19 protein-coding genes and 4 tRNA genes are annotated in these 24,236 nt (G+C 56.2%); 17 read left to right on the forward strand and 6 right to left on the reverse strand.

Going from position 1 to position 24,236, the window contains the following annotated elements; translation table 11 throughout:
* Positions 1-4: 4 nt before the first annotated feature.
* The gene (gene bcp, locus BCF46_RS12710; protein WP_121024832.1) at positions 5-466 is read right to left on the reverse strand and encodes a thioredoxin-dependent thiol peroxidase; all 462 of its coding nucleotides are present in this window, start codon (positions 464-466) and stop codon (positions 5-7) included.
* A gap of 113 nt (positions 467-579) precedes the next feature.
* On the opposite strand from bcp, the gene BCF46_RS12715 reads away from it, so the two are divergent.
* The 8 genes from BCF46_RS12715 (at position 580) to BCF46_RS12750 (ending at position 13,824) form a co-directional block, all read left to right on the forward strand.
* Positions 580-3,942 (forward strand): YhdP family protein, encoded by a 3,363-nt coding sequence (locus BCF46_RS12715; RefSeq protein WP_170157933.1) that lies wholly within the window; start codon positions 580-582, stop codon positions 3,940-3,942.
* A 10-nt stretch (positions 3,943-3,952) separates the two neighbouring features.
* The gene (gene queA, locus BCF46_RS12720) at positions 3,953-4,990 is read left to right on the forward strand and encodes a tRNA preQ1(34) S-adenosylmethionine ribosyltransferase-isomerase QueA (RefSeq protein ID WP_121024835.1); all 1,038 of its coding nucleotides are present in this window, start codon (positions 3,953-3,955) and stop codon (positions 4,988-4,990) included.
* Positions 4,991-5,099: 109 nt separating this feature from the next.
* Positions 5,100-6,395: an MFS transporter gene (locus BCF46_RS12725; protein ID WP_121024837.1), complete on the forward strand. Its 1,296-nt coding sequence runs from the start codon at positions 5,100-5,102 to the stop codon at positions 6,393-6,395.
* Between the two features lie 87 nt (positions 6,396-6,482).
* Positions 6,483-7,061: a DUF924 family protein gene (locus tag BCF46_RS12730; RefSeq protein WP_121024839.1), complete on the forward strand. Its 579-nt coding sequence runs from the start codon at positions 6,483-6,485 to the stop codon at positions 7,059-7,061.
* Positions 7,062-7,311: 250 nt separating this feature from the next.
* A complete protein-coding gene (lpdA, locus tag BCF46_RS12735; protein ID WP_121024841.1) occupies positions 7,312-8,709 on the forward strand; it encodes a dihydrolipoyl dehydrogenase in 1,398 nt (465 codons plus the stop codon).
* Positions 8,710-8,811: 102 nt separating this feature from the next.
* On the forward strand, positions 8,812-9,975 hold the full coding sequence (locus tag BCF46_RS12740) for an MFS transporter (protein WP_147435994.1): 1,164 nt from the start codon (positions 8,812-8,814) through the stop codon (positions 9,973-9,975).
* Between the two features lie 89 nt (positions 9,976-10,064).
* On the forward strand, positions 10,065-12,950 hold the full coding sequence (gene uvrA / locus BCF46_RS12745) for an excinuclease ABC subunit UvrA (RefSeq protein WP_121024843.1): 2,886 nt from the start codon (positions 10,065-10,067) through the stop codon (positions 12,948-12,950).
* Between the two features lie 235 nt (positions 12,951-13,185).
* Complete coding sequence (locus tag BCF46_RS12750; RefSeq protein ID WP_121024845.1) at positions 13,186-13,824, forward strand: hypothetical protein; 639 nt, start codon at positions 13,186-13,188, stop codon at positions 13,822-13,824.
* 219 nt (positions 13,825-14,043) lie between these two features.
* On the opposite strand, the gene BCF46_RS12755 is transcribed toward BCF46_RS12750, so the two are convergent.
* Entirely contained in the window at positions 14,044-15,252 is a 1,209-nt protein-coding gene (locus BCF46_RS12755) for a bifunctional alpha/beta hydrolase/OsmC family protein (RefSeq protein WP_121024847.1), read from the reverse strand.
* A 100-nt stretch (positions 15,253-15,352) separates the two neighbouring features.
* Positions 15,353-16,693, reverse strand: a complete 1,341-nt coding sequence (gene dddP / locus BCF46_RS12760) for a dimethylsulfonioproprionate lyase DddP (protein WP_121024849.1) — start codon at positions 16,691-16,693, stop codon at positions 15,353-15,355.
* Positions 16,694-16,804: 111 nt separating this feature from the next.
* Here dddP and BCF46_RS12765 point away from each other — a divergent pair, with 111 nt between their 5' ends.
* The 9 genes from BCF46_RS12765 (at position 16,805) to BCF46_RS12805 (ending at position 21,035) form a co-directional block, all read left to right on the forward strand.
* Positions 16,805-17,584 carry a heme-dependent oxidative N-demethylase family protein gene (locus BCF46_RS12765; protein ID WP_342768429.1) on the forward strand — a complete coding sequence of 260 codons (780 nt, stop codon included), beginning with the start codon at positions 16,805-16,807 and terminating at the stop codon, positions 17,582-17,584.
* Complete coding sequence (locus BCF46_RS12770) at positions 17,581-18,771, forward strand: class I SAM-dependent methyltransferase (protein ID WP_121024853.1); 1,191 nt, start codon at positions 17,581-17,583, stop codon at positions 18,769-18,771. Before BCF46_RS12765 ends, BCF46_RS12770 begins: the two co-directional genes overlap by 4 nt.
* Positions 18,772-19,084: 313 nt before the next feature.
* Positions 19,085-19,303 (forward strand): hypothetical protein, encoded by a 219-nt coding sequence (locus BCF46_RS20200; protein WP_425454427.1) that lies wholly within the window; start codon positions 19,085-19,087, stop codon positions 19,301-19,303.
* A gap of 19 nt (positions 19,304-19,322) precedes the next feature.
* Positions 19,323-19,397 (forward strand) — tRNA-Val (locus BCF46_RS12780).
* Positions 19,398-19,456: 59 nt separating this feature from the next.
* Positions 19,457-20,038 carry a histidine phosphatase family protein gene (locus BCF46_RS12785; protein ID WP_121024857.1) on the forward strand — a complete coding sequence of 194 codons (582 nt, stop codon included), beginning with the start codon at positions 19,457-19,459 and terminating at the stop codon, positions 20,036-20,038.
* A gap of 76 nt (positions 20,039-20,114) precedes the next feature.
* Positions 20,115-20,190: transfer RNA gene (locus BCF46_RS12790), tRNA-Val, on the forward strand.
* A gap of 45 nt (positions 20,191-20,235) precedes the next feature.
* On the forward strand, positions 20,236-20,811 hold the full coding sequence (locus BCF46_RS12795; RefSeq protein WP_170157934.1) for a GNAT family N-acetyltransferase: 576 nt from the start codon (positions 20,236-20,238) through the stop codon (positions 20,809-20,811).
* Positions 20,812-20,848: 37 nt separating this feature from the next.
* A tRNA-Asp gene (locus BCF46_RS12800) sits at positions 20,849-20,925 on the forward strand.
* Between the two features lie 33 nt (positions 20,926-20,958).
* Positions 20,959-21,035, forward strand: a tRNA-Asp gene (locus tag BCF46_RS12805).
* 118 nt (positions 21,036-21,153) lie between these two features.
* Here the strand turns inward: BCF46_RS12805 and mmsB are convergent.
* The 3 genes from mmsB to BCF46_RS12820 are packed head-to-tail and all read right to left on the reverse strand — an operon-like array spanning position 21,154 to position 24,190.
* On the reverse strand, positions 21,154-22,026 hold the full coding sequence (gene mmsB, locus BCF46_RS12810; RefSeq protein WP_121024861.1) for a 3-hydroxyisobutyrate dehydrogenase: 873 nt from the start codon (positions 22,024-22,026) through the stop codon (positions 21,154-21,156).
* A complete protein-coding gene (locus tag BCF46_RS12815; RefSeq protein WP_121024863.1) occupies positions 22,023-23,054 on the reverse strand; it encodes a 3-hydroxyisobutyryl-CoA hydrolase in 1,032 nt (343 codons plus the stop codon). The genes mmsB and BCF46_RS12815 overlap by 4 nt, the downstream gene beginning before the upstream one ends.
* The gene (locus tag BCF46_RS12820) at positions 23,051-24,190 is read right to left on the reverse strand and encodes an acyl-CoA dehydrogenase family protein (protein WP_121024865.1); all 1,140 of its coding nucleotides are present in this window, start codon (positions 24,188-24,190) and stop codon (positions 23,051-23,053) included. The genes BCF46_RS12815 and BCF46_RS12820 overlap by 4 nt, the downstream gene beginning before the upstream one ends.
* Positions 24,191-24,236: the final 46 nt, after the last annotated feature.

The raw sequence follows: 24,236 nt of genomic DNA on the forward strand, positions 1-24,236 counted from the left end.
ATGCTCATGCGGATTGCACAGCCTCAAGCACCGCCTCGACATGGCCCGGAACACGCACCTTGCGCCAGTCTTGCAGGATTTTGCCATCCTCGCCGATCAGGAACGTAGATCGCTCGATGCCCATATATGTCTTCCCGTACATATTCTTTTCTTTCCACACGCCGTATCGCTCGCAGACGTCATCATCTGCGTCGGAGGCAAGGATCACTCCCAGAGTATGCTTGTCGCGAAATTTATCATGCTTGGCGACGGTGTCCTTCGAGATGCCGATGATTTCGCATCCAGCGTCCTTGAAGGCTTGCAAATGCTCGGTAAACGTAATCGCCTGCTTGGTGCAGCCCGGGGTGTCATCTTTCGGGTAGAAGTACAAAACGACCTTTGACGGACGCAGCTCAGATAGCGTCACACTGTCGCCGCCATCGCGTGGAAGGGTGAAATCGGGTGCCATTGCGCCAATCTGTGTCATGTGGGCCGGGTCCTTTGATGTAGAATTGATGTGTCACCAAGGTTAGGGCGCTGTATGTAAAGGTAAAGGCCCTAACGCAACCGCTTATGCGCGCAGTTGAAAGAAGAGGTGGCATGGCAGAAGAAGCCTCGCAAAACGAGGAGGAAACACTTCCCCCGGAGGCGGATGCCAAAGGGGCAGAAGATGCGCAACCAAAGCGTGCGAAGCGTCGGCACCGCAAGCCCGGATTGCTGCTGTTGGTGCTCTCTGTTTTTGGCTCGCTTCTGACCTTTGCGCTATTCCTCATCGTTATTGCGTTTTTGTCGGTCATGGGGCGTAGCATTGAGCTGCCACAATGGGCCGTTGATCGAGTTGAAGAACGTGTGAATGCGGGATTTGATGGAGAGCGGGTTGAATTGGCCACGATTGCTGTCGGACTGCGCGACGCGGCTTATCGGCCAACCATCGATGTGACCGGTGTAGAGGTATACAATGCTGACGGCGCTCCGATATTGGCGCTGCCCAAGTTGCGCAGCAAGCTCGACACGTCCGAATTGCTGTTGGGGCGGATCAAGTTGGAAACGGTTGAACTGCAGGGGGCTATCCTTGAGTTGAACCGCAACAAGGACGGTCAAATAGAGTTGGCGTTCGGGGCGCAAATGGGCGGTACGCAGGTTCAGGCGGGCTCCATGGCAGATGTTATGAAGCAGATCGACGACTGGTTGGATGCGCCATGGATGGCCGAGCTTGAAGAGGCCAGTGCCGAAGCCTTGACGATCCGGCTGTCGGACGAACGCACGGGCGACGTCACCATCGTCGAGCAAGGTCAGCTTAAGCTAACCAACGCCGAAAGGGTGATTGGCCTCAACATCGCGTTCGATCTTGATCAGCCAAGCGGCACGCCAGCGCGATTGTTTTTTTCCGCTGACAAGGCCAAGGGGTCTGAAGGCGCGCGGCTTGTAGGCAAATTCAATGACCTTCGTGCCCGCGATCTTGCGGCCCAAATTGGGGCTCTAAACTTCCTCAACGTCTTGGATGCGCCCGCATCCGGCGCGCTTACTGCCGAGATTGACGCTGACGGTCAGGTGGTCGGCCTTGCCGGGACACTCAACCTTGCAAAAGGCGCCTTGCGTCCGACCGAGCAAGCCAAGCCGGTGCTGTTTAACTCGTCAAAAAGCTACATTCGATACGAAGCGGCAACCGGACGATTGATCTTTGATCAAATCGCGCTGGACTCGCCTCAGCTGAGGCTAAGTGCGACGGGCCATGCCGATTTGCTTGATTTTAGGGCGGGTGTTCCACAGACCTTGTTGGGCCAATTCCGTTTCACCAACGTCCGGCTTGCGCCGGAAGGGATGTTCGAGGCACCGGTGACGTTTGCCGAAGGGGCGCTTGACTTGCGCTACCACCCGACCCAGCTCGCCCTTGATATCGGCCAGCTGGTTTTGCGCAACGAGGGGGCGGAGCTTGTTGCAAAAGGGTCGGTGGATGTGTTGCCCGCTGGATGGGCGGTGTCGCTTGACGCAGGGATCGAGAAGATCGACCACGTTCGACTGATGGCACTATGGCCGGAAAACGCGGTGGAGAAAACGCGCGAGTGGTTGGTCGATAACATTCAAGGCGGGCAGGTTGAACACGCCCATGCAGCTCTGCGCATCTTGCCAGAGGAACCCGTAAAGGCGGCGGTGAGCTTTGATTTCTCTGATGCAACTGTGCGGTATCTAAAGACGCTTCCTCCGGTCGAAAAGGCGCATGGATACGCCTCCATTTCCGGAAAATCATTCAATTTGAGCCTGAATGAAGGTGTAATAGCCGCCGCGGCTGGCGGCGCACTAAAGGCTGGCGGTTCGGTGATGCAAATACCCGACATGACTGGCAAGCCCGCAATGGGGGTCTTTGATCTGAAGTTGAATGGCCCCTTGTCTGCGGCGCTAACCTTGTTGGACGAAGAGCCGTTTGAGTTCCTTTCAAAATCTGGCGTGAGCCCTGACGTGGCAACCGGAACGGCCAAAATATCGACGCGTCTGACAGTGCCTTTGGAACCGAAGGTCGAAATCGAAGACATTGGGTATGCGGTCACCGCAGAAGTGCGAGAGGTGGCGACAGACACGTTGATAAAAGGACGCGCCCTGCGATCCGATTTGATGAAGGTCTCGGCGGGCGATGGGGCACTTTCTATCAGTGGGGACGGCGCAATTGATGGCATTCCAATTGACGTCGTCTGGTCGCGCAAGATCGGAAAAGACACCGGAAAAACAAGTAAGGTGGATGGAACCATCGAGCTTTCGCCACGGATGCTGGAGGCCTTCAATGTCGGTCTTCCCAAGGGCAGTGTCTCTGGGGTGGGATCTGCGAAGATGGAAATCCTTCTCGCAAGAGGTGAGGCGCCGGCGGCAACACTGACGTCCAATCTCAGCGGTGTGGGGCTTGCCATTCCTGCCTTGGGGTGGACCAAGTCGCGTGGTTCCAAGGGCTCACTGACCCTCGACTTGACGATGGGTGACACGCCGAAAGTCAATGACGTGCGGATAAGTGCCAGCGGGCTTGACGCCCGTGGCAGCGTAACTTTGAAGCCCAACGGCGGCGGGTTAGAAAGGGCCGTCTTCGCGCCGCTTAAAGTTGCGGGGCGGTTGAACTCAAGGGTGGAAATTATTGGCCGGGGTGCAAACCGCCAGCCGCAGGTGGTGATCAAAGGCGGCACGATTGATATTCGAAAATTTGGTGTGACAACAGGCGGCAGCAGCGCCGGTGGTCCACCTCTAGAGTTCGCGCTTGACCGGTTGGTCGTTACGGACACAATCGCAATGGATCAGTTCCGTGGCAGTTTTCGCAATGAAAAGGGAATTGATGGTACATTCAGGGCAAATTTGAACGGTAAGGCACCAATCTCCGGCACAGTCATCCCTACGGGAAAGGGGCCCGCCGTTCGAATTCAGTCAGACAACGGTGGCAGGGTAATCTCTGCTTCAGGCATTTTTCAAAACGTGAATGGTGGCGACATGTCACTGACGTTGCAGCCTAATGGAAAGCCCGGGCAATTTGATGGCTCGCTCAAGATTACAAATACCCGCGTTAAGAAAGCGCCAGCCTTGGCCGACCTGCTATCGGCAATCAGCGTGATCGGTCTTTTGGAACAGCTAACCGGCGATGGTATCCTGTTCACCAATACGGAAGCGCGATTCTTGTTGACCCCGGGCGGTGTGACGCTCAGAAGCTCATCGGCTGTGGGGCCTTCGATGGGGATCACCATGGATGGGATTTACAACACAGGAACGCGGCGGATGGATATGCGCGGGGTAGTTTCCCCGATCTATGCAGTGAATGGCCTGTTCGGCGCGCTCTTTTCTCCTCGCAAAGGCGAGGGGTTATTCGGCTTTAACTACACGTTGAAGGGATCTGCGGATGGACCACGCGTAGGGGTGAATCCGCTATCTGTGTTGACCCCCGGCATCTTTCGCGAAATCTTCCGCCAACCGCCGCCGAAGCTACAAAACTGAGACAGCACCAATGAAATTGAGCGACTTTGACTTTGCCCTGCCAGAGCACCTAATTGCCACGCGCCCGGCTGTGCCACGCAGCGCGTCAAAGTTACTGGTCGCAACGCCAGACCGGATCGAGGATCGGGTTGTCACTGATCTTGTGGACTATTTACGTGCAGGGGACGTGTTGGTGCTGAATGACACAAAGGTCATCCCGGCGCGCCTGTTCGGGCATCGCGACCGGGACGGGAATGTCTCCAAGATGGAAGTAACACTTCTGTCGCCCACGTCGAACGGAACCTGGCGCGCGTTGGTGAAACCCCTGCGCAAGGTGCGCGACGGCGAGGTGATTACATTCGCTGCCGGGCTTGAAGCGGAACTGCTGTCCCGCGACGACGGGCAAGCTGTTTTGGGGTTTAATCTGGAAGGTCAGGCCTTTGATGATGCGTTGGCGGTGGCTGGGCAGATGCCGCTTCCGCCTTACATTGCCGCCAAGCGGGTAGCCGACACGCAAGACAAGACCGACTACCAAACCGTCTTCGCAAGAACCACGGGCGCGGTCGCCGCGCCGACGGCGTCGTTGCATTTTGATACGGAACTCTTGCTGAGATTGACGGAGAGCGGCATCGAGTTGGCGCATGTCACGCTGCATGTCGGGGCAGGGACGTTCCTTCCGGTTAAAGTTGACGACGTAAAAACCCACAAAATGCACGCGGAATGGGGGCAGGTGTCCGAGGATGCAGTCGCTCGAATTAACGCTGCGAAGGCTGAGGGGCGGCGGGTGATCCCCGTAGGCACAACAGCCCTACGCCTTATTGAAAGCGCAGCAACTAAGGCAGGGCAGATCGTCCCTTGGCAGGGGGAGACGGATATCTTCATTTACCCAGGATTTAAGTTTCAGATCGCTGATGCCTTGATGACCAATTTTCACCTGCCAAAGTCCACTTTGATGATGTTGGTTTCTGCGCTTATGGGCCAAGAGCGGGTACGCCAAATCTACGACCACGCCATCGAACACGAGTACCGGTTTTTCTCTTATGGGGATTCGTCGCTGCTGTTGCCATAAGCTTTGACGCGCGTGGGCCTTGCAGCGTCGGTGATAGGGGGCTATGCGCCAGCTCAATCGGTTACGCCTGCAAGAAACAAGTAGCCTGTTTTAGGATTTGGGTCGCACAATGTTTGAAGTCTTCAAGTCCTCATGGGCGCTTCTTCTGGGTATGATGTTGCTGATGGTTGGCAACGGCCTTCAAGGGTCGCTCATCGGTGTGCGGGGCGGAATCGAAGGCTTCAGCACCTTTGAGCTGTCTCTAATCACATCCGGTTATTTTCTTGGGTTTCTTGGTGGCTCACGATTGGCCCCGAACTTCATCCAACGAGTCGGGCATGTACGCGTCTTTGCGGCTCTTGGGTCGTTCATTTCGGCCGCCCTGATCCTTTATCCTACCGTGGCGGACCCAATCGCGTGGATCGTATTGCGCGTGGTAATCGGTTTCTGTTTTTCCGGCGTGTATGTCACTGCTGAAAGCTGGCTCAATCATGCATCGACCAACGAAACGCGTGGGCAGACTCTGTCGCTATATATGATCGTTCAGATGGTCGGGATTGTAGCGGCGCAAGGGTTGTTGAACGTGGCGGATCCGGGCGGGTTTATTCTGTTTGTTATTCCGTCCGTGCTCGTGTCAATTTCATTTGCTCCGATTTTGCTGTCGGTGGCACCGACACCAACTTTCGGTACGACGCGACAGCTCAGCTTTTCCGATCTGTTCAAGATATCACCCCTCGGCGTCGTAGGCATGTTGTTACTTGGCGGCGTTTTCTCGGCGCAGTTTGGGATGTCTGCTGTGTATGGCACTCAAGCCGGTTTCAGTGTCGCGCAAATCTCGATTTTCGTTTCGTCGATCTTCGTCGGCGCGATGGTTCTGCAATATCCAATTGGATGGCTTTCGGACCGCATGGACCGACGCATCTTGATTTTTAGCGTATCAGTGGTCGCGACACTAGCGGCGGCCGTGGCGTGGGTGTTCGGAGAGGTTTTCCCTGTTCTATTGGCTTGCACATTCATCATCGGCGGGATGACCAACCCGCTTTATGCGTTGTTGATTGCGTATACGAATGACTATCTGGAGCCTGAAGACATGGCAGGCGCCTCGGGTGGCTTGCTGTTTGTGAACGGGCTGGGTGCAATTGCCGGGCCAGTGCTGACAGGTTGGCTGATGACCCAGTTTGGGCCTCAGGGATTTTGGCTCATCATCATGGCGACGATGGCCGCCACGTCGGCCTATGCTGCTTATCGTATGACGCGACGTCAATCGGCCTATGCGGAAGAGGACGAATACGAAGCCGTTCCATACGCACCAGTGGGCCCGGGCTCGACCCCGTATATCGCCGAAATGGCACAGGAGGTCTATGTCGAGGCTGCTGAGGAAATTGCCGAAGCGTCTGAAGGTGTTGCCGATGAGACTTCAAGTTAATCATCGCATGTAAAAAGACTTGCGGTCTGATTTATAGATTGTAACGTTTTATTAACACTTGGGGGCGGCGGCACAGGAGGAATTGCCATGTCTACACCTGAGGACGTTCTTGGCTTTTGGCTGGACGAGCAAGGGGAAAAGGGTTGGTACGCAGGAGGAGAAGCGCTCGACGCTGAAATCCGCGACCGGTTCGAGCCACTTTGGCAGAGCGCCATGGATGGTGGTTTGTCCATGTGGTTGACCTACCCAAGCGGCGTGTTGGCTTATATTATTCTGACAGATCAGTTTTCACGAAACATGTTCAGGGGCACTGAGAAAGCATTCGCTTCTGACAGGTTGGCGCTTGCAGTCGCAAAGACGGTGATCAGCAAAAATTGGGATATGAAGATTGATGAGCCCGCGCGGCAGTTCTTCTACATGCCGTTGATGCATTCGGAATGTGTGTCGGATCAAGAGCGTTGCGTGCGTCTCTTTTTGACCCGCATGCCAGAGACGGGGGCAAGCAATTTGCTCCATGCCAGAGCGCACCGCGAGGTCATTAGGAAGTTTGGGCGCTTTCCTTACCGCAATGATGCCCTTGATCGTCGTACCACCCAAACCGAGAATGCCTATATTGAAGACGGCGGCTATGGAACGACCGTAGAATCCGTCAGGGCCGCAAGCTAACGACCCGATCTGAACTTGCCACGGCTACGCGTTGACTAAGCAGTCAGAGCCGGAGGTTGTGAACCCTGTGGTATCAAGTGTGGGGTTTTCCCTGCTTCTGGGCTGTTTGACATCCCAGCTAGAAGCGCAACCCTACGAACAGCCATGCACTTATGGCATGCAGTTGCGGCAGAATCTCACGTTGCCTTATGTGGCAGCAAAAACTAGTTTAACGCTAAACTAGTTTAATTCGCCTCGGGAGTGAGAACACATGGCCGCAAAATCTTTCGATCTTATTGTCATCGGTGCAGGCCCTGGTGGGTACGTCGCCGCCATTCGTGGTGCGCAGCTGGGGATGAACGTGGCTATCGTCGAGCGAGAACACATGGGGGGCATCTGCCTGAACTGGGGCTGTATCCCGACCAAGGCGATGTTGCGATCCTCCGAGGTCTTTCATTTGATGGAGCGCGCCAAGGACTATGGTTTGAAGGCCGACAACATAGGCTACGACCTTGATGCAGTGGTGAAGCGTTCACGCAGTGTCGCCGGCCAACTTTCGGGTGGCATTGGCCATTTGATGAAAAAGAACAAAATCACCACTGTCATGGGTGAGGCCACTATTCCTGCAAAGGGTAAGGTCTCGGTGAAAACTGACAAAGGCACCGAAGAACTGACAGCAAAAAACATTGTCCTGGCAACTGGCGCACGCGCACGCGAGCTTCCCGGCTTGGAGGCCGACGGCGATTTGGTTTGGACCTACAAACACGCGCTGACGCCGAAACGGATGCCAAAAAAGCTGCTGGTTATCGGGTCGGGCGCGATCGGCATCGAGTTCGCCAGCTTCTACAACACGCTGGGTTGCGATACGACCGTGGTCGAGGTCATGGACCGCATTCTTCCCGTGGAAGACGCTGAAATCTCTTCATTTGCCAAGAAGCAATTCGTCAAGCAAGGCATGAAGATCATGGAGAAAACCATGGTCAAGCAACTGGATCGTGGCAAAGGAAAAGTAACCGCGCATATCGAGGCGAACGGTAAGGTTGAGAAGGTCGAGTTCGAAACGGTGATCTCTGCCGTGGGCATCGTCGGTAACGTCGAGGGCCTTGGGCTTGAGGAATTGGGCGTTAAAGTTGACCGCACGCATGTGGTCGTCGATGAATACTGTCGCACCGGTGTTGAGGGTCTTTTCGCCATCGGCGACATCGCAGGCGCGCCGTGGTTGGCCCACAAGGCATCCCATGAGGGCGTGATGGTGGCAGAACTGATCTCGGGCAAAAATAATGTGCATCCGGTGCGCCCTGAAAGTATCGCGGGCTGTACCTATTGCCACCCGCAGGTGGCGTCCGTTGGATACACCGAAGACAAGGCGAAAGAGGCTGGTTATAAAATCAAGGTCGGGCGCTTCCCGTTTATCGGCAATGGTAAGGCCATCGCGTTGGGCGAGCCTGAAGGCATGGTTAAGACCATCTTCGACGAGAAGACCGGCGAGCTGCTGGGCGCGCATATGATTGGTGCGGAAGTGACCGAGTTGATCCAAGGCTATGTTGTTGGTCGCGCGCTGGAGACGACCGAAGAAGATTTGATGAACACAGTCTTCCCGCACCCGACATTGTCGGAAATGATGCACGAATCTGTACTAGACGCCTATGGCCGCGCGATCCACTTCTAAGCCGGTCTGACCTGACGGAGCCGCTTGCGCGGCGCATGATTATTTATTTGGCGCGTGGGGAAACCCGCGCGCCTTGTCTTTGCGCTACAGCAGATTGACGTCGTGGCAGATGCAGCGCAGGAAGGCGACATGATGCCACAAAAAACAAATTGGATATTGGTTTTTGCCTTGCTGACCGCAGGGCTATTTTCTGCGGCCCAGTTCGGAAAACTCACGTTGGCCTTGCCGGTTTTGCGCGAAACCTACCCCGAGGGTGGGGCGCTTGTCCCATTGTTAATTTCTGTCGTCGGTATGGTTGGAATTTTGCTGGGGGCGGTCGCTGGATCTGTGGTCGCGCGCGTCGGATTAGCGCGCGCCCTGATCAGCGCCTTAATTGCAGGCGGAGTATTGTCCTTGTTAGAGGCAACCTTGCCGAATTTGACCTCATTCGCGTTGCTCAGGGTGCTAGAGGGTATATCGCACTTGGCGATTGTCATCGCGGCGCCAACTCTGATCGCGAGCAGCGCGTCTGATAAAGACCGCTCGGTCGTCATGGGAATTTGGGCTTCTTTCTTTGGGGTTTCCATGGCAATTACCGCGCTGGTGTTGCCCTCGCTCTTGGCTTTGGGCGGGCTGCCGGCAGTTTTCTACGCCCATGGATTGGGCATGTTGGTGATGGCGTTGGCCTTGTTCCCATTGCTGCCAAAGGAACGTATCGCGACGCCAGTTCCCGTGTCGTACTTGGCAGAGCACCGCATCATCTACTCGACCCCTCATCTGTTGATCGCTGGTGCCGGGTTTGTCTGGTACACGATTATCTACATTGCGTTGCTCGCCGTACTTCCCGTGGCATTGAAGCTACCGCTTTGGGTCGTCACCGCATTACCTCTTGTTAGCATTGTGGGGACGTTGTGGGGCGGACTGCTTGGCAAACGCATCTCTCCGGATCGGTTGGTTGTTGCCGGATTCGTTCTGACGAGTGCCGCCAGTGTAATAGTCTATTTGGCGAGCCCGGCCATTTGGCCGCTTTTTGTTCTATTCTTCGTTATGGCGTTGATCCCTGCTGCATCATTCGCTGCAATTCCGTATTTCAACGCAGCCCCGACGGACCGCGCGCGGGCCACAGGCGGGATCGCACAGCTGGGGAATGTAGGCACAACTACGGGCACGCCGATATTTGTTTTGGTGTTCGATCAGGTCGGGTTGGGGGGCGTGTGCCTCACTATGGTGTTGTTTTGCGGCCTTGGGATCGTTTGTACGACCTTGTTACGGGCAAAGACTAAATAAATCTATAGATGTTCGCTTAATGTTCTGATAACCGATTGGAACCTTCCGCCAGACGGCTTATGTGTGGCGCAACGCATCTGGGGTGGACTATGGCCGAGTTGAAGAACATCGAAGTGCGCGGCGCGCGCGAGCACAATCTGAAGAACATCGACGTGGACATTCCGCGCGACCAGTTGGTGGTAATTACCGGCCTGTCGGGGTCGGGAAAATCGTCGTTGGCGTTTGATACGATCTATGCCGAAGGGCAACGCCGCTATGTGGAATCGCTCTCGGCCTATGCCCGTCAGTTCCTAGATATGATGCAAAAACCTGATGTGGATCACATCTCTGGCCTGTCGCCAGCGATCTCGATCGAGCAGAAAACAACATCTAAGAACCCGCGCTCCACTGTCGGCACGGTTACCGAGATTTACGACTACATGCGCTTGCTGTTCGCGCGCATCGGCGCCCCCTACAGCCCCGCCACGGGCAAACCCATCGAAGCACAGCAAGTGCAAGATATGGTCGACCGAGTCATGGCGATGGAGGAGGGGACGCGCGGCTATCTGCTGGCCCCGATCATCCGTGATCGGAAGGGTGAGTACCGCAAAGAATTTTTGGAGCTTGCCAAGTCGGGGTTTCAACGGGTGAAGGTGGATGGCGAGTTCTACGAGCTGGACAATGCGCCCACGCTGGACAAAAAGTTCCGCCATGACATCGATGTGGTGGTGGACCGCATCGTTGTCCGCGAGGGGTTAGAGACACGTTTGGCTGACAGCTTCCGCACGGCACTTGATCTGGCGGACGGGATCACCATCCTTGAGACGGCCCCCAAAGAGGGCGAGCCGGAACGCATCACTTTCTCCGAGAAATTCGCCTGTCCGGTGTCCGGGTTCACCATCCCCGAGATTGAGCCGCGCCTATTCTCTTTCAACGCGCCGTTCGGTGCTTGCCCTGAATGCGACGGCCTTGGGGTGGAGTTGTTCTTTGACGAGCGTCTTGTGGTTCCAGATCAAACACTGAAGTTATACGACGGCGCGTTGGCCCCTTGGCGGAAGGGTAAAAGTCCGTATTTCTTACAAACGATTGAAGCTATCGCAGCCCATTACGAGTTCGACAAGAACACACCTTGGAAGAACCTTGACGCGCATGTGAAGCAGGTTTTTCTCTACGGCTCTGGTGACGAAGAAATCCCGTTCCGCTACGACGAAGGCGGGCGGGTGTACCAAGTGACGCGCAGCTTTGAAGGGGTCATTCCAAATATGGAGCGCCGCTACCGCGAGACCGATAGCAACTGGATTCGCGAAGAGTTCGAGCGCTATCAGAACAACCGTAAATGCGGTGTCTGCGATGGGTATCGCTTGCGGCCCGAGGCGCTGGCGGTGAAGATTGACGGGCTACATGCTGGCCAAGTGGTGCAAATGTCGATCAAGGAGGCGTTTGATTGGTGTGAGAACGTGCCAGCTACGTTGACCAAGCAGAAGAATGAGATCGCCAAGGCCATCCTCAAGGAGATTCGGGAACGCCTTGGGTTCCTGAACAATGTCGGTCTCGAATACCTGACGCTTTCACGGAATGCGGGCACGTTGTCGGGCGGAGAAAGCCAGCGAATTCGATTGGCGTCGCAGATCGGCTCCGGCCTGACGGGGGTGCTCTATGTGCTTGATGAACCGTCTATTGGTCTACACCAACGTGACAACGACCGTTTGCTGACGACGCTGAAAAATCTACGCGATCAGGGAAACACCGTGATTGTGGTGGAGCATGATGAAGAAGCCATTCGCGAGGCGGATTACGTCTTCGACATTGGTCCTGGGGCAGGGGTGCACGGCGGCGAGGTTGTAGCGCATGGTACACCCGCTGAGGTGGCGGCCAGCGGGTCTATCACCGGCGATTACCTGACCGGCGTGCGTGAAATTCCGTTCAATTCGACCCGCCGTAAAGGCAATAAAAAGAAGCTGACAGTCGTGAAGGCGTCGGGCAACAACCTGCAAGACGTCACGGTGGACTTTCCTCTGGGCAAGTTTGTCTGCGTCACCGGCGTGTCCGGTGGCGGCAAATCCACGCTGACGATTGAGACCCTGTTTAAGACGGCCTCCATGACCCTCAACGGGGCACGACAGACGCCTGCACCTTGTGAGACGATCAAGGGGCTAGAGCATCTTGATAAGGTCATCGACATCGACCAGCGCGCCATCGGGCGCACGCCACGCTCGAACCCTGCGACGTATACGGGGGCGTTCACGCCGATCCGTGATTGGTTCGCAGGGATGCCAGAATCCAAGACGCGAGGCTACAAGCCGGGCCGGTTCAGCTTCAACGTCAAGGGTGGGCGCTGCGAGGCGTGTCAGGGCGACGGGGTGATCAAGATCGAGATGCACTTCCTGCCGGATGTCTACGTGGAATGCGAAACCTGCAAGGGCGCGCGCTATAATCGCGAGACGTTGGAAGTGAAGTTCAAGGGCAAGTCCATCGCAGACGTGTTGAATATGACCGTGGAGGACGCGCAAGAGTTCTTCAAGGCCGTGCCATCGATCCGCGAGAAGATGGACGCGCTGATGCGTGTAGGCTTGGGCTACATTAAGGTAGGTCAGCAAGCGACGACGCTTTCGGGCGGCGAGGCGCAGCGAGTGAAGCTGTCCAAGGAGTTGGCCAAACGCTCCACCGGCCGCACGCTTTATATTCTGGATGAGCCGACCACCGGTCTGCATTTCGAAGATGTCAAAAAGCTACTCGAAGTGCTTCACGAATTGGTGGACCAAGGCAACACGGTCATTGTGATCGAGCATAACTTGGACGTGATCAAAACCGCTGACCATATTATCGACATCGGCCCCGAGGGCGGGGATGGCGGCGGTGAGGTGGTGGCGACGGGGACGCCTGAGCAGGTGGCCGAGGTAGAGGGCTCGTACACCGGCCATTATCTCAAGCCGATGCTGCAGCCGAAGAAGAAATTGGATAAGCCGAGGAAGAACAAAAACGTTGCGGCTGAGTGAGCTGAAGTCGGTGATTGACGCGTGACTGGAGGTCGAGGCTTGGCTTAAGTGCTACGATGGCCTGCATAGAATTGTTTCCAATTACATGTCATTATCCCGATCGTTCTTGGGATAGTTTCTTGAATCTTCCCTGTTAGTAAAAACTTTCTGTGAATTTTAAGATTGGTCAAAAAAGGGTCACAATTCGGAGTGACAGGTTGCTTCAAATTGTGAATTCTATTTGAAAGGCTATCCTGTGGAAATTAAGATTAGCGCACAATCCTTGGCGGTTGCATTGTTTGCAACGACGGCGCTTCCGAGTGCTGCATTGGCCACCACAATCGGCTTTGACGCTTTGGGTTCGTCGGGGACTGGGTTCAATATGACCGGTCCGACATTCTCGGAGTCGGGCTACACACTGACGGGATATGACGCAGGCAGCAACCTGTCGACTGATCCCGGATTTTTCTACACGCCGCAGAACGACAATATCTACCGCCCTTATGGTCAGGCTACCTTAGGGGTTAACTACTCCGGGACGACTGTTGTCTTAACTAACGACGCGTCGAGCTTGTTTTCGATTTCGAGCATCGACGTTGGTGAGAATACGAGTTTCTCAGGATCGTTGACAGCAACTTTCATCGGCGTATTCGCGGACACATCCACGATATCTCAGTCGATTGATCTGGATGGTGTGTTTGGCTTGGAAACACTGAGTTTTGCCGGCTTCGATGACCTTACCGGATTTGGATGGACTATGGCTTCGCCGTATTTCATGGTCGACAACCTTGAGGTCAGCACTGGTTCTATTCCGGCTGTTCCGTTGCCTGCAGGACTTCCGCTTTTGGCAGGTGCTTTGTGCCTGTTGGGCCTTCGCGCTCGCCGCAAAGCCTGAGGGAAATCTAACATTGTTACCAAAATGCCCGGCTCAAAGCCGGGCATTTTTCGTTCGATCAATCGTTAAACTCTATAGTGGTGTTAGTTACGTAACGGGCGCCCTGCTAAGTTGTCTGACCCTGATCTGGAGAGCGGATTCGATAGGCCGTTGCCAAACGCGGGGCTTAGACGTGGGCTCAACTCGTCAGAATACATCCTGACCAAACAGGCAACTGCCTTAGTCTGCCAGCACCGTCTTGATCTCGGCGCCGCTCTCAAGTGTCTTATGAACGGGGCACTTGTCGGCGATCTCCAGTAGGCGCTGCCGCTGGGCTTCATCCAGCTCGCCTTCCAGATGTATTTCTCGATTGAACTGGTCGATTTTTGACGGCCCGCCCGCATCTTGCGCGTGCATAGCGTTGTGGGTCACGTCTACCCAAACTCGGGTTAGGGGCCATTTCTTGCGCCGCGCATACATGCGGATTGTCATCGACGTGCAGGCACCCAGACCTGAGGATAGCAGTCCGTATGGCGACATACCGCGATTGGTTCCGCCGTAGGCCAACGGTTCATCCGCCTGAACGTGATGGTGAGGGCCTGAGTTAATGTCTTGCAGGAATCCGTCTGGATCGGCCTCTGTTACACGAACAACGCCCTCTGGCGCGCCAATGGGCGGCGCTGGTGGGCGCAGGTCTAAGTCTTTCGATGCCCAGCCTGCAATCACAGTGGCGACATATTCAGCGTCTTCAGGGCGAGTGACCAGATGGTCAGCATGGCAGAGCGTCACGAAACTCTTGGGATGCTTCGCGTGTTGGAAAATCTGTGCCGCGTTGTCGATGCTGACGGTGTCGTCGAGCGGAGCGTGCAGAACCAATAGTGACTTGTTCAGATTGCGAATGGAGTCCACAAGATTTTCGGCGGCCACGTCATCAACGAAGTCTCGCCCAATACGAACCGGACGGCCTCCCAACATCACTTCTCCAACCCCCTTTGCCTGTATCTCGGTTAAGGCATCATTGAAATTGTGGGTCACATGGCCGGGATCAAAGGGCGCGCCGATAGTCACGACTGCCTTGGCGGAATCGATCCGTGGCGCGGCTTTGAGGATAGCGGCGCCACCCAGCGAATGGCCGATGAGTAGCGTGGGGGCCATGTCGATGCTGTCCAAATGCTTGGCGGCAAGCAAAAGGTCATCGACGTTGGACGTGAAGGTCGTGTTTTCGAATTCGCCATCGGAATGTCCAAGGCCGGTGAAGTCAAAGCGCATTACTGCGATGCCCATACCTGCCAGACGGGCCGAGATACGTTTGGCAGCAGGGATGTCTTTTGAGCAGGTGAAGCAATGCGCAAATAAGGCCGTCGCCAGATGCGGCCCGTCTGGCATATCTAGGCGTGCAGCCAGTGTTGCACCGTCATGTCCGGTGAAGGTTATGCGTTCAATGCCCATATTCAGGCTCCTGCTCGGGTTTCTGCCTTAAGAAATGTAACCCTCAAGCGTGCCAAGCAAGGCTTAGGTGGTCATTGTCACAGCAAGGTGAGCAGTTGTGTCAGCTTTCGCCCATCAGGGCGGCATCAAATGGATATTTTGTGAGATTTTCGTACCCGTCGTCAGTAATCAGCACCTGATCCTCTAACTTGATAGAGAAGTCGCCGCCAACCTCGGCCACCAATGCCTCGACGCATATCGTCATGCCGGGCTTTAACTCATAGTCGAATGCGCCCTCCACGTGCCGATCGGGGTAGGCCACCAAGGGCCACTCGTCGCACAGGCCAACGCCGTGCATGAGGCAGCCGTATTTTCGCTCCTGATACTTGTCGTGCAGGACGTGAGTGCCCGCGGTCAATTCCCCGATGGTGACGCCAGGTTTGAGCATCTCCATGTTGGTTTGGATATGCTCAACGCCATGCTTCATCGCCTCGATCATGTCGGCACGGGGTTTTTGGTCGCCGATCCACCATGTCCGCGAGATGTCGCAACAGATGCCGTACGGGCCAACAAGATCAGTGTCGAACGCCAAAATTTCATTGTTTTGCAGCAAACGTGGCCCGCATTCCTGAAACCATGGGTTGGTGCGGGGGCCGGAGGCCAGCAGCCGCGTTTCGATCCATTCACCACCGCGTTTGATGTTCTCGGCGTGGAGTTGTGCCCAGACGTCGTCCTCGGACACCGTACCTGTGGGACCGAACTCGCGCGCGTAGTCCTCCATGACATACATGGCTTCTTCGCACGAATGGCAGGCGGCGCGCATGGCGAGGATTTCATCAGGGTTCTTGACCGAACGGGCGTGCTCAGTGACTTCCTCGCCCTCGTGGACGTCGAACCCGCGCGCCTCCAGCGCCCGCAATCCAGCCACCATGATCTTGTCCACGGCAATGCGTTTGTTGCCGCCGTGCTCGTGCATCAGGTCTTCAATTTCAGCCGTGAAGGTTGATGCGGCTTGCTGGACCTTGTCGCCGTTAGAGAAATAAAACATCGACGCACCGGACCGCCGTTCGCGCACCAGCGGGTTGAACTCCGACAGAAATGGCGAAACTTTGTAATCCCAAATCACCATGTAGCCATCGGCGCAGAGCAACACGGCGCGGAACGGGTTGTGAGTGTTCCACAACTGCATGTTGGTGCTGTCGGTGGCGTAACGAATGTTGAGCGGGTCGAACATGAGCAATCCGCCTAGGTCTCGATCGACAACATGTTGCGTCAGCCGTTTCCAGCGATCCTCGCGCATCCGCTCCAGATTGGGCAGGGTAAGGCCCGCATTCTCCCATTCGCCGTAGGCCAGCAGGGTCGGTCCTATTTCGACACGGTCATTATCGTTGAGGTTGCCGTCGTCCAAGCGCGCGCCTTTGGTCGGGTCAATTTTTCGCGTATCGCTGTAGTGCTTGTTCATCCTGCATCTCCCTATTGGGTTCAGTTTGGGGGGGCATTTCGACGTCGGCTGTTTCGAAAACGTCATGGATTATGTCGAATTTGGATGGTTAAAGGCTGTATGGAGCCAATTTTGCAATCCCGACTGCCCTTCGCCCCCTGGTTGGACCCGCGCACGCGCCGCCTGCCGGGCGTGGTGCCGTTGGCGTACAAGGATTGGTTACAAGTCGACGACGCCTATACAGATCAGTTGGCATATAAGGCAAAATTACTGGCGGAGCGGCGCGATCGTGTCCTGATGGTTGATCCGACCTGCAAGGATGCGGCTCGCGAGCTGTTGCAAGTTGCGCTTGGCAACTTACCAAATGAGTTTACAGCGGGCGAGAGCATCACGTGCCCTGATGGGCGCATAGTTTCTGTCGACACGGATGCTCCCTTCGTGACGCTGTCAAAACTGCTCCAAGAGGACTTCGTGATCTTGCAAAAGCGGGGTGATGCACACATCCTTACCGGCGCAATTTTGTGCTTTCCGGCAAGCTGGTCCCTGGCTGAGAAATTTAACAGGCCACTAACCGATATACACGATCCAGTGGCTGAATATGACGACGGTATCGCGCGCAGTGTCGAACGGATGTTCTCTGCAATCCGAGTGGATCAGCCATTGATGCGAAGCAACGCGTTGGTCTACGCCGATCCCGACTTGCACCATCCGCATCGTGGTTCCGACGCGCTGCGCGATTCAGGGCAGGCGGGCTACATTCGCTCGGAGCGTCAATGCATGGTACGCCTGCCACAGACGCAGGCTGTGGTGTTTTCGATCCACACCTATCTCGTGCGCGAAACTGACCTAACGGAAGAGCAGGCGAAGGGGTTGCTTGCCTATCCCATCACCCATGAGGAGGCCCTGTCATGAGCAACGTCAAAGCACAGTACGAGGCTTACCCATATCCCGAGCGTGATCCAAAGGATGAGAAAAAGCGGCTCATCACCGGCTCGCCCTCGCATCCGTTGGAAATAGATCACCACCTATTCGGCGGCCAAAGGGATTGGGCGAGAGGCACGAAAATACTGGTCGCAGGCGGTGGCACCGGAGATGCGCTGATTCAACTTGCACAAGTGCTTACAAGCGCAAGAAAAGACTATGATATAACCTATATTGATCTCTCCACGGCATCCCGAAAAATTGCCGAGGCTCGCGCCAAAGCACGCGGACTTAACGGCATCACATTTGTTACTGGAAGCCTGCTGGACGCGGCGCGATATGGGCCGTTCGATTACATCGATTGTTGCGGGGTGCTGCATCATTTGCCAGACCCGCAAAAGGGCTTTGACGCGCTCGCAGCAGCTCTCAGCTCCCATGGCGGCATCGGCCTCATGGTCTACGCACCTTACGGGCGATCCGGCGTCTATCCCTTACAGGAGGCATTTGGGGATTTGACAAAGGGTCTACCACCGAAGGAGCAGCTTGCCCGCGCCAAGTCCATGTTCAAGGCGCTGCCGGACAGCCATCCTTTCAAGCGCAATCCGCACTTAGTAGACCACAAGCAAGGTGATGCAGGCTTCTATGATTTGCTCCTTCACTCACAGGATCGGCCCTATGCGTTCGATCAACTCGCTATGTCGTTGAGCGTGTCAGGGCTGGCATTGGCAGGCGTTCCACAGCCGTATTTATACGACCTTAACCGTTTTGCGACACGGCCCGAGGATATGGATGATATAACGGCCATGGCGCTAGCTGAAAAATTGGACGGCACCATTAAAACGCATGTGGTTTATGCTCGACCTGTTGATGCAACCCCGACGATGTCAGGGAAAACAGATCAGGCTGTTCCGCATTTGAAGGGCGTATCTGGTAAGGCTATGGCGCAGGCGGTCGCGGCCAACGGGCAAATTCCGGTGACCTTGAATGGAGTGCAGCATAGCGTTGTTCTTCCGAAAGCGGCCGCGCCCATTTTGGCGGGTATCGACGGGCGTCGAAACATAGCCGCGTTGAAGGCAGGGTCCGGGTTGGACCCGTTGGCATGGGCGGGGATCTGGCCGAAGACTTCGCGCAGTTTGGAGCAGTTTGGATTGCTGCTTTACTCTAGGCTGTTGGCTTAAACCTCACAGTTTTTCTATATTGGAAACAATCATGTGGCGCAGTTTGCCTTGACGCAGTAACATCTTGGGAAACTGTCCAATAGCGGGATCGAGCATTCTTATGGCCACCAAACCCAAGCCCACAAGCACGATAAAAACCAAGCGCTCAACAACACGCGCGGCAAGTACAACGCCTAAAGCGGCGGCCAAAACAACGCCGAAATCAAGTGTTTCACCAACAAAAGCAGCGGCGATTTCCGGGGCGGGCGGGCATTCTGACGCTCCTGAGTTGACCAAAAAAGAGATGGTTGATCGCATGGTGGCCCAAAGTGGTATGAAAAAGGGCGACGCCCGAAGAGCGCTAGAAGCGACGATGGCGGCGATGTCTGATGCGCTGCGGGAAGGGAACAACCTCTCGCTGGCGCCATTGGGAAAGATGAAAATTTCGCGAACCAAAGATACGCCAAACGGCAAATTGGTGGTCTTGCGCATTAAGTTAAAGGACCCTGTATCTGCGATGCCCAAAGACCCTCTTGCGGGGCTCACCGAGTAACGCTAAACCGCCCGCCATCGGGTGATTAGCTCAGTGGTAGAGCGCTTCGTTCACATCGAAGATGTCAGGAGTTCAAATCTCTTATCACCCACCAGATTTGGCGCGCCCCGCGGTTTTCGCGTTGGGCGCGTCCTTGGTTTATGAGGTCTCACCATGTCGCTAAGTCAGGTTCCTGAACTCTATGTTCTGCGCCATGGTCAGACTGAGTGGAATGTATCGGGCCGCATGCAGGGGCGGGCGAACTCTCCCCTCACGCCAAAAGGTATCGAACAGGCCGGCATTCAGCGCAAAATACTGGAAGCAGCAGATGTGAGTGGGTTCGAGATCGTTTCCAGCCCACAACTTCGTGCCCTGCACACCGCGGTCGAGATATTTAAGGGCATGGCAACGGAGATTGCTACCGATGCGCATTTGTGTGAAATCGACGTGGGCAACTGGCAAGGACGGTACCGTGCTGAATTACAAGTTGAAGGTGATCCCAAATTGACTGTCGACGGCCCTTTGGCTCTTTATGAGCAAGCAGATGGCGGTGAAGGCTTTGCAGCTTTGCGTGTGCGTTGCGAGGCGTTCCTGTGCGGTTTGACCAAGCCTTCGGTCCTTATCACTCACGGGATCACGTCACGTATGTTGCGCTTGGTTGCTTTGGATTTGCCTACGGAGGCGATGAGCGATTTGCCGGGCGGGCAAGGTGTTGTGTTCCATCTAAAAGACGGCACACAGACAGTTCTGACATAAATTTGCAAAAAGGGCATAAACCTTCCCCATTTGGGGTTGCGGTTGTGACCCGCTTTCCGGTAATTGATCGCCAGCCGGGTCGTTAGCTCAGTTGGTAGAGCGCTTCGTTTACACCGAAGATGTCGGGAGTTCGAGCCTCTCACGACCCACCATCCCCCCGACTTGTTCTTTACTTACTGCGACGGGCTCAGATTGATATGGCTAGAACTCAACGATTGCTAATCGAGACGTCGTTTCGCCAGTTGAATGAGCGTGACTTAGCCGCAGTTGCTAACGTGCAATTGCAAAGCTGGCGCGGTACCTATGCTGGCGTACTCCCCGCTGAATATCTCGGCGAGCCGATGGCGCGCGATATTGCAAGGCGGTGGTCAACAGGGCTGACAGGCGATGACCTCCTTTGGGGGGCTTTCGACGCTGTAGGCACTTTGCTTGGATTCGGGGCTGTGCGTTTGGGGGAGGCGCCGTATCTCGACAACTTTCATGTGCTGGAGACCGCACGAGGGAGCGGTCTGTCACAGCTTCTTTTCGCGAATACAGCGGATGCGCTATGCAGCTTGGGTGCGCAAAGCCTGTGGTTGACGGTGGTTGACACTAATCTACGCGCGCGCGCCTTTTATCGCCGGCTTGGCGGCATAGAAGGTAAGGTCGGGCCAGATGAAATGTTCGGGAAAGCGGTCACAAGCCTTCCTGTTTACTGGGACGATTTAGCAGAATTGTCGAAAATTGCACGGCAGGTCGTATCGCCGCTTGACGGGGCGGAGACAGGGACATAATACCACCCCCACGCCTGAGGGTTCAGGCGTGCAGCGGGCGGTTGTAGCTCAGTTGGTTAGAGTGCCGGCCTGTCACGCCGGAGGTCGCGGGTTCGAGCCCCGTCAACCGCGCCACCGCTGCACATATGAACCCACACAGGCTGATGCGCGGTTGTAGCTCAGCTGGTTAGAGTGCCGGCCTGTCACGCCGGAGGTCGCGGGTTCGAGCCCCGTCAACCGCGCCACTCCTTCCCATTCCTGATGATTGTGGTGCCTTCGGGCATGTAGCTTTGCGGCGCGCGCCGCGGTGGGCGAGGGGCCAGCCCCTCGCGCTCCCCGAGGTATTTTTGAAGCAATGATGCGCTAGCTACGGCGACGAGAAACAAAGCGGGGCAGCATGGCCGAGAAGTCGCGGCCAGCGCCGTCCTCGTGTTCGACGAACTCGGCATAAAGTTCGGTGGCGCGTGCGCCCATTGGCGTGTCCGCGTCAGAGGCTTCGGCCGCTTGCTGGCTCAGGCGCAGGTCCTTGAGCATGAGATCAGCGGCAAAGCCGGGCTTGTAGTCGCTGTCGGCAGGGCTCTGTGGTCCGACGCCGGGGGCAGGGCAGTAGGCGTTCATCACCCAAGAGTAGCCGGATGAGGTGGAAACAACATCGAACATCTTCTGGCGATCAAGGCCTAGCTTATCGGCCAAGGCGAACGCCTCGCAGGTGCCTATCATCGTGACACCGAGAATCATGTTGTTGCAGATCTTAGCCGCTTGCCCGTTGCCTGACGGACCACAATGCACCGCCTTTTGTCCCATGACGTCAAACAGCGGGGAGACAGCCGCGAAGCCTTCGTTAGGGCCACCAGCCATGAATGTCAGCGTTCCGCCAGCCGCACCGCCGATACCGCCCGACACAGGCGCATCGACGGCCATCAGACCTGCGGCCTGCGCCTTATCGGCGACCGCGCGCGCGCTTTCAACATCCACGGTTGAGCAATCCAGTAAGGTAGCTCCCTGCTTCATGGTGGGGATGATGTCATCGGCGACGCTTCGAAGAATTGCACCATTTGGCAACATTGTGATGACCACATCCATGCCCTTTGCGGCGTCGGTGACCGAGCTTGCGGCTTGCACACCTTCAGGTGGCGCGTTGGCGATGTCGAAGCCGGTCACCTCATGGCCCGCTGCCGTTAAGTTGGACGCCATCGGCGCCCCCATGTTTCCTAGTCCGATAAATCCGATTTTCATGGCATTTCCTCCCAATTCAGCGCATCGGCCCCGAGAGGCATCAGCATGTGGCTTACATCCATCTCCGTCACGGCTTCAGGGCTGTCATGCGTCCATTTTGGGCTGCGGTCGCGATCAATGATCGCCGCGCGGATGCCCTCGATGAAATCCCCCTGCGCAACTGCACGGTGAGTATAGCGAAATTCTTGGTCAAGCGCCTGACGGATGGAGGTGGCAGACCGCAACCTGCGCACGATAGCTATCGTGCAGGCCATCGCGAGCGGCGCGTTGTTGCGCAGTGCCTTCATGGCTGAATGCGCGAAATCGCTATCCTCCGCTGACAAAGACCGCACGATGTCGCCAAGGGTTTCGCCTGCAAAGTGGCGGTTAATATGGGGAAGCATGTTTTCTAGGGCACCGTTGGGAGCAGGGAGGCTCAACTCAGTCAATTTGCCAGTCTCTACCATCTGCGCCTTCAATGCGGACCAATCGGCTTCTGGTGCATAAGCATCAGCGAAACCTGCAAGGATCGCATCCGCAGCGCCCATACGTGTCGCAGTTAATCCGAGATATTCGCCCAATCGTCCTGGTGCCAACGCGAGCATCAAAGAACCGCCGACGTCAGGGACCAGCCCGATACTACATTCCGGCATGGCGATCTGGCTGCTGTCGCCCACAATGCGCAGCGAGCCGTGGCATCCAACGCCAACCCCGCCGCCCATCGTGAAGCCTTGCAGGAAGCTGACCACAGGTTTGGGGTATTCGAAAATTTTGGCATTCAGGCGGTATTCGTCGCGCCAGAATTGCCGACCGTAGTCCAGATTTCCCTCTTGGCCGGACTTGTACATATCGGCGATGTCACCACCGGAACAGAAGGCGCGATCTCCTTCGGCGTCGAGCAGTATCAGGTCGATGTCAGCCGCGCGCCATTCGTCCAGCGCGGCCTCGATTGCCAAGACCATATCGTAGGTGAGGGCGTTCAACGCCTTCGGGCGCTGCAAGGTGATCCGGCCCGCGCGGCCTTCGATGCGGATAGAGATATCGGTCATGCTGCGATCATCTGGCGGGCGACGATCATACGCATGATCTCGTTCGTGCCTTCAAGGATTTGGTGAACCCGCAAATCTCGTGCCAGCTTTTCGATGCCGTAATCAGCCAGATATCCGTATCCGCCATGCAGCTGCAGGCAGCCGTCGACCACGCGCGATCCGGCTTCTGTGACGAACTTTTTCGCCATCGCGCAGTGTTGCACCGCGTCTGGCGCGCCTGTGTCGAGCTTCCATGCCGCCTGGCGCAAGAAGGCGCGGGAGGCTTGCAGCTCGACTTCCATATCGGCGAGGCGGAATTGCAGGGCTTGGAACTGGTTGATCGGTTTGCCGAATGCTTGACGCTCGGCCATATAGGCCAGTGTTTTGTCCAGTGCAGACTGCGCGGCACCCAAAGAGCAGGCGGAGATATTCAAGCGGCCGCCGTTCAGGCCCTGCATCGCATAAGTGAAACCTTTTCCTTCGTCACCCAGCAAATTATCCGCAGGAATGTTGCAATTGTCCAATTGCACTTGGCGCGTTGGCTGCGCGCGCCAGCCCATTTTGTCCTCAAGCCCACCGAATGAAAGACCATCGGCGCCATCATCAACGACAACTGCCGAGACCCCTTTGGGGCCAGCTTCGCCCGAGCGCGCCATGACAATATAGGCGTCGGAGTAGCCTCCGCCCGAGATGAATGCTTTGGTGCCTGTCAGGGCGTAGCCCTCGTTGGTGCGCTCTGCGCGGGTCTTGAGTGCCGCCGCATCGGAGCCGGAGCCGGGTTCTGTCAGGCAATAAGAGAAGAACGTCTCCATGCTCATCGCTTTTTCAAGATACTTCGCCTTGAGCGCGTCGGAGCCGTTCTTGTCGATCATCGCCGCGCACATATTGTGGATGGACAGGAAAGCCGCCACGGACGGGCATGCCATCGACAGGGCCTCGAACACCAAAGTGGCATCAAGGCGGGATAGGCCGGAGCCGCCGCTTTCCTCTGACACATAGAGGCCGCCGAACCCTAGCTCGGCCAATCGAGGCCACAAGTCTTTCGGGATGTTTTCGTCTTTTTCCCATTGGAGGGCGTTGGGGGCGATGAACTCGTCGCCAAAGGCTTTGGCCATATCGAAAATGGCGGTTTGCTCATCGGATAGCGCGAAATCCATGTCTTCCTCCCGTGGAACTGAACGTCTGTTTAGTTTTGCGCCCCAG

This window comes from Litoreibacter meonggei (assembly GCF_003663885.1).
GTDB lineage: Bacteria > Pseudomonadota > Alphaproteobacteria > Rhodobacterales > Rhodobacteraceae > Litoreibacter > Litoreibacter meonggei.

What these genes read in the sequence shown, in the direction of transcription:
- lpdA (WP_121024841.1), top strand. Translation starts at nt 7,312, where the DNA reads ATGGCCGCAAAATCTTTCGATCTTATTGTCATCGGTGCAGGCCCTGGT.
- queA (WP_121024835.1), top strand. Translation starts at nt 3,953, where the DNA reads ATGAAATTGAGCGACTTTGACTTTGCCCTGCCAGAGCACCTAATTGCC.
- BCF46_RS12770 (WP_121024853.1), top strand. Translation starts at nt 17,581, where the DNA reads ATGAGCAACGTCAAAGCACAGTACGAGGCTTACCCATATCCCGAGCGT.
- BCF46_RS12715 (WP_170157933.1), top strand. Translation starts at nt 580, where the DNA reads ATGGCAGAAGAAGCCTCGCAAAACGAGGAGGAAACACTTCCCCCGGAG.
- BCF46_RS12820 (WP_121024865.1), bottom strand. Translation starts at nt 24,190, where the DNA reads ATGGATTTCGCGCTATCCGATGAGCAAACCGCCATTTTCGATATGGCC.
- BCF46_RS12725 (WP_121024837.1), top strand. Translation starts at nt 5,100, where the DNA reads ATGTTTGAAGTCTTCAAGTCCTCATGGGCGCTTCTTCTGGGTATGATG.
- BCF46_RS12785 (WP_121024857.1), top strand. Translation starts at nt 19,457, where the DNA reads ATGTCGCTAAGTCAGGTTCCTGAACTCTATGTTCTGCGCCATGGTCAG.
- dddP (WP_121024849.1), bottom strand. Translation starts at nt 16,693, where the DNA reads ATGAACAAGCACTACAGCGATACGCGAAAAATTGACCCGACCAAAGGC.
- bcp (WP_121024832.1), bottom strand. Translation starts at nt 466, where the DNA reads ATGACACAGATTGGCGCAATGGCACCCGATTTCACCCTTCCACGCGAT.
- uvrA (WP_121024843.1), top strand. Translation starts at nt 10,065, where the DNA reads ATGGCCGAGTTGAAGAACATCGAAGTGCGCGGCGCGCGCGAGCACAAT.
- BCF46_RS12795 (WP_170157934.1), top strand. Translation starts at nt 20,236, where the DNA reads ATGGCTAGAACTCAACGATTGCTAATCGAGACGTCGTTTCGCCAGTTG.
- mmsB (WP_121024861.1), bottom strand. Translation starts at nt 22,026, where the DNA reads ATGAAAATCGGATTTATCGGACTAGGAAACATGGGGGCGCCGATGGCG.
- BCF46_RS20200 (WP_425454427.1), top strand. Translation starts at nt 19,085, where the DNA reads ATGAAAAAGGGCGACGCCCGAAGAGCGCTAGAAGCGACGATGGCGGCG.
- BCF46_RS12755 (WP_121024847.1), bottom strand. Translation starts at nt 15,252, where the DNA reads ATGGGCATTGAACGCATAACCTTCACCGGACATGACGGTGCAACACTG.
- BCF46_RS12815 (WP_121024863.1), bottom strand. Translation starts at nt 23,054, where the DNA reads ATGACCGATATCTCTATCCGCATCGAAGGCCGCGCGGGCCGGATCACC.
- BCF46_RS12730 (WP_121024839.1), top strand. Translation starts at nt 6,483, where the DNA reads ATGTCTACACCTGAGGACGTTCTTGGCTTTTGGCTGGACGAGCAAGGG.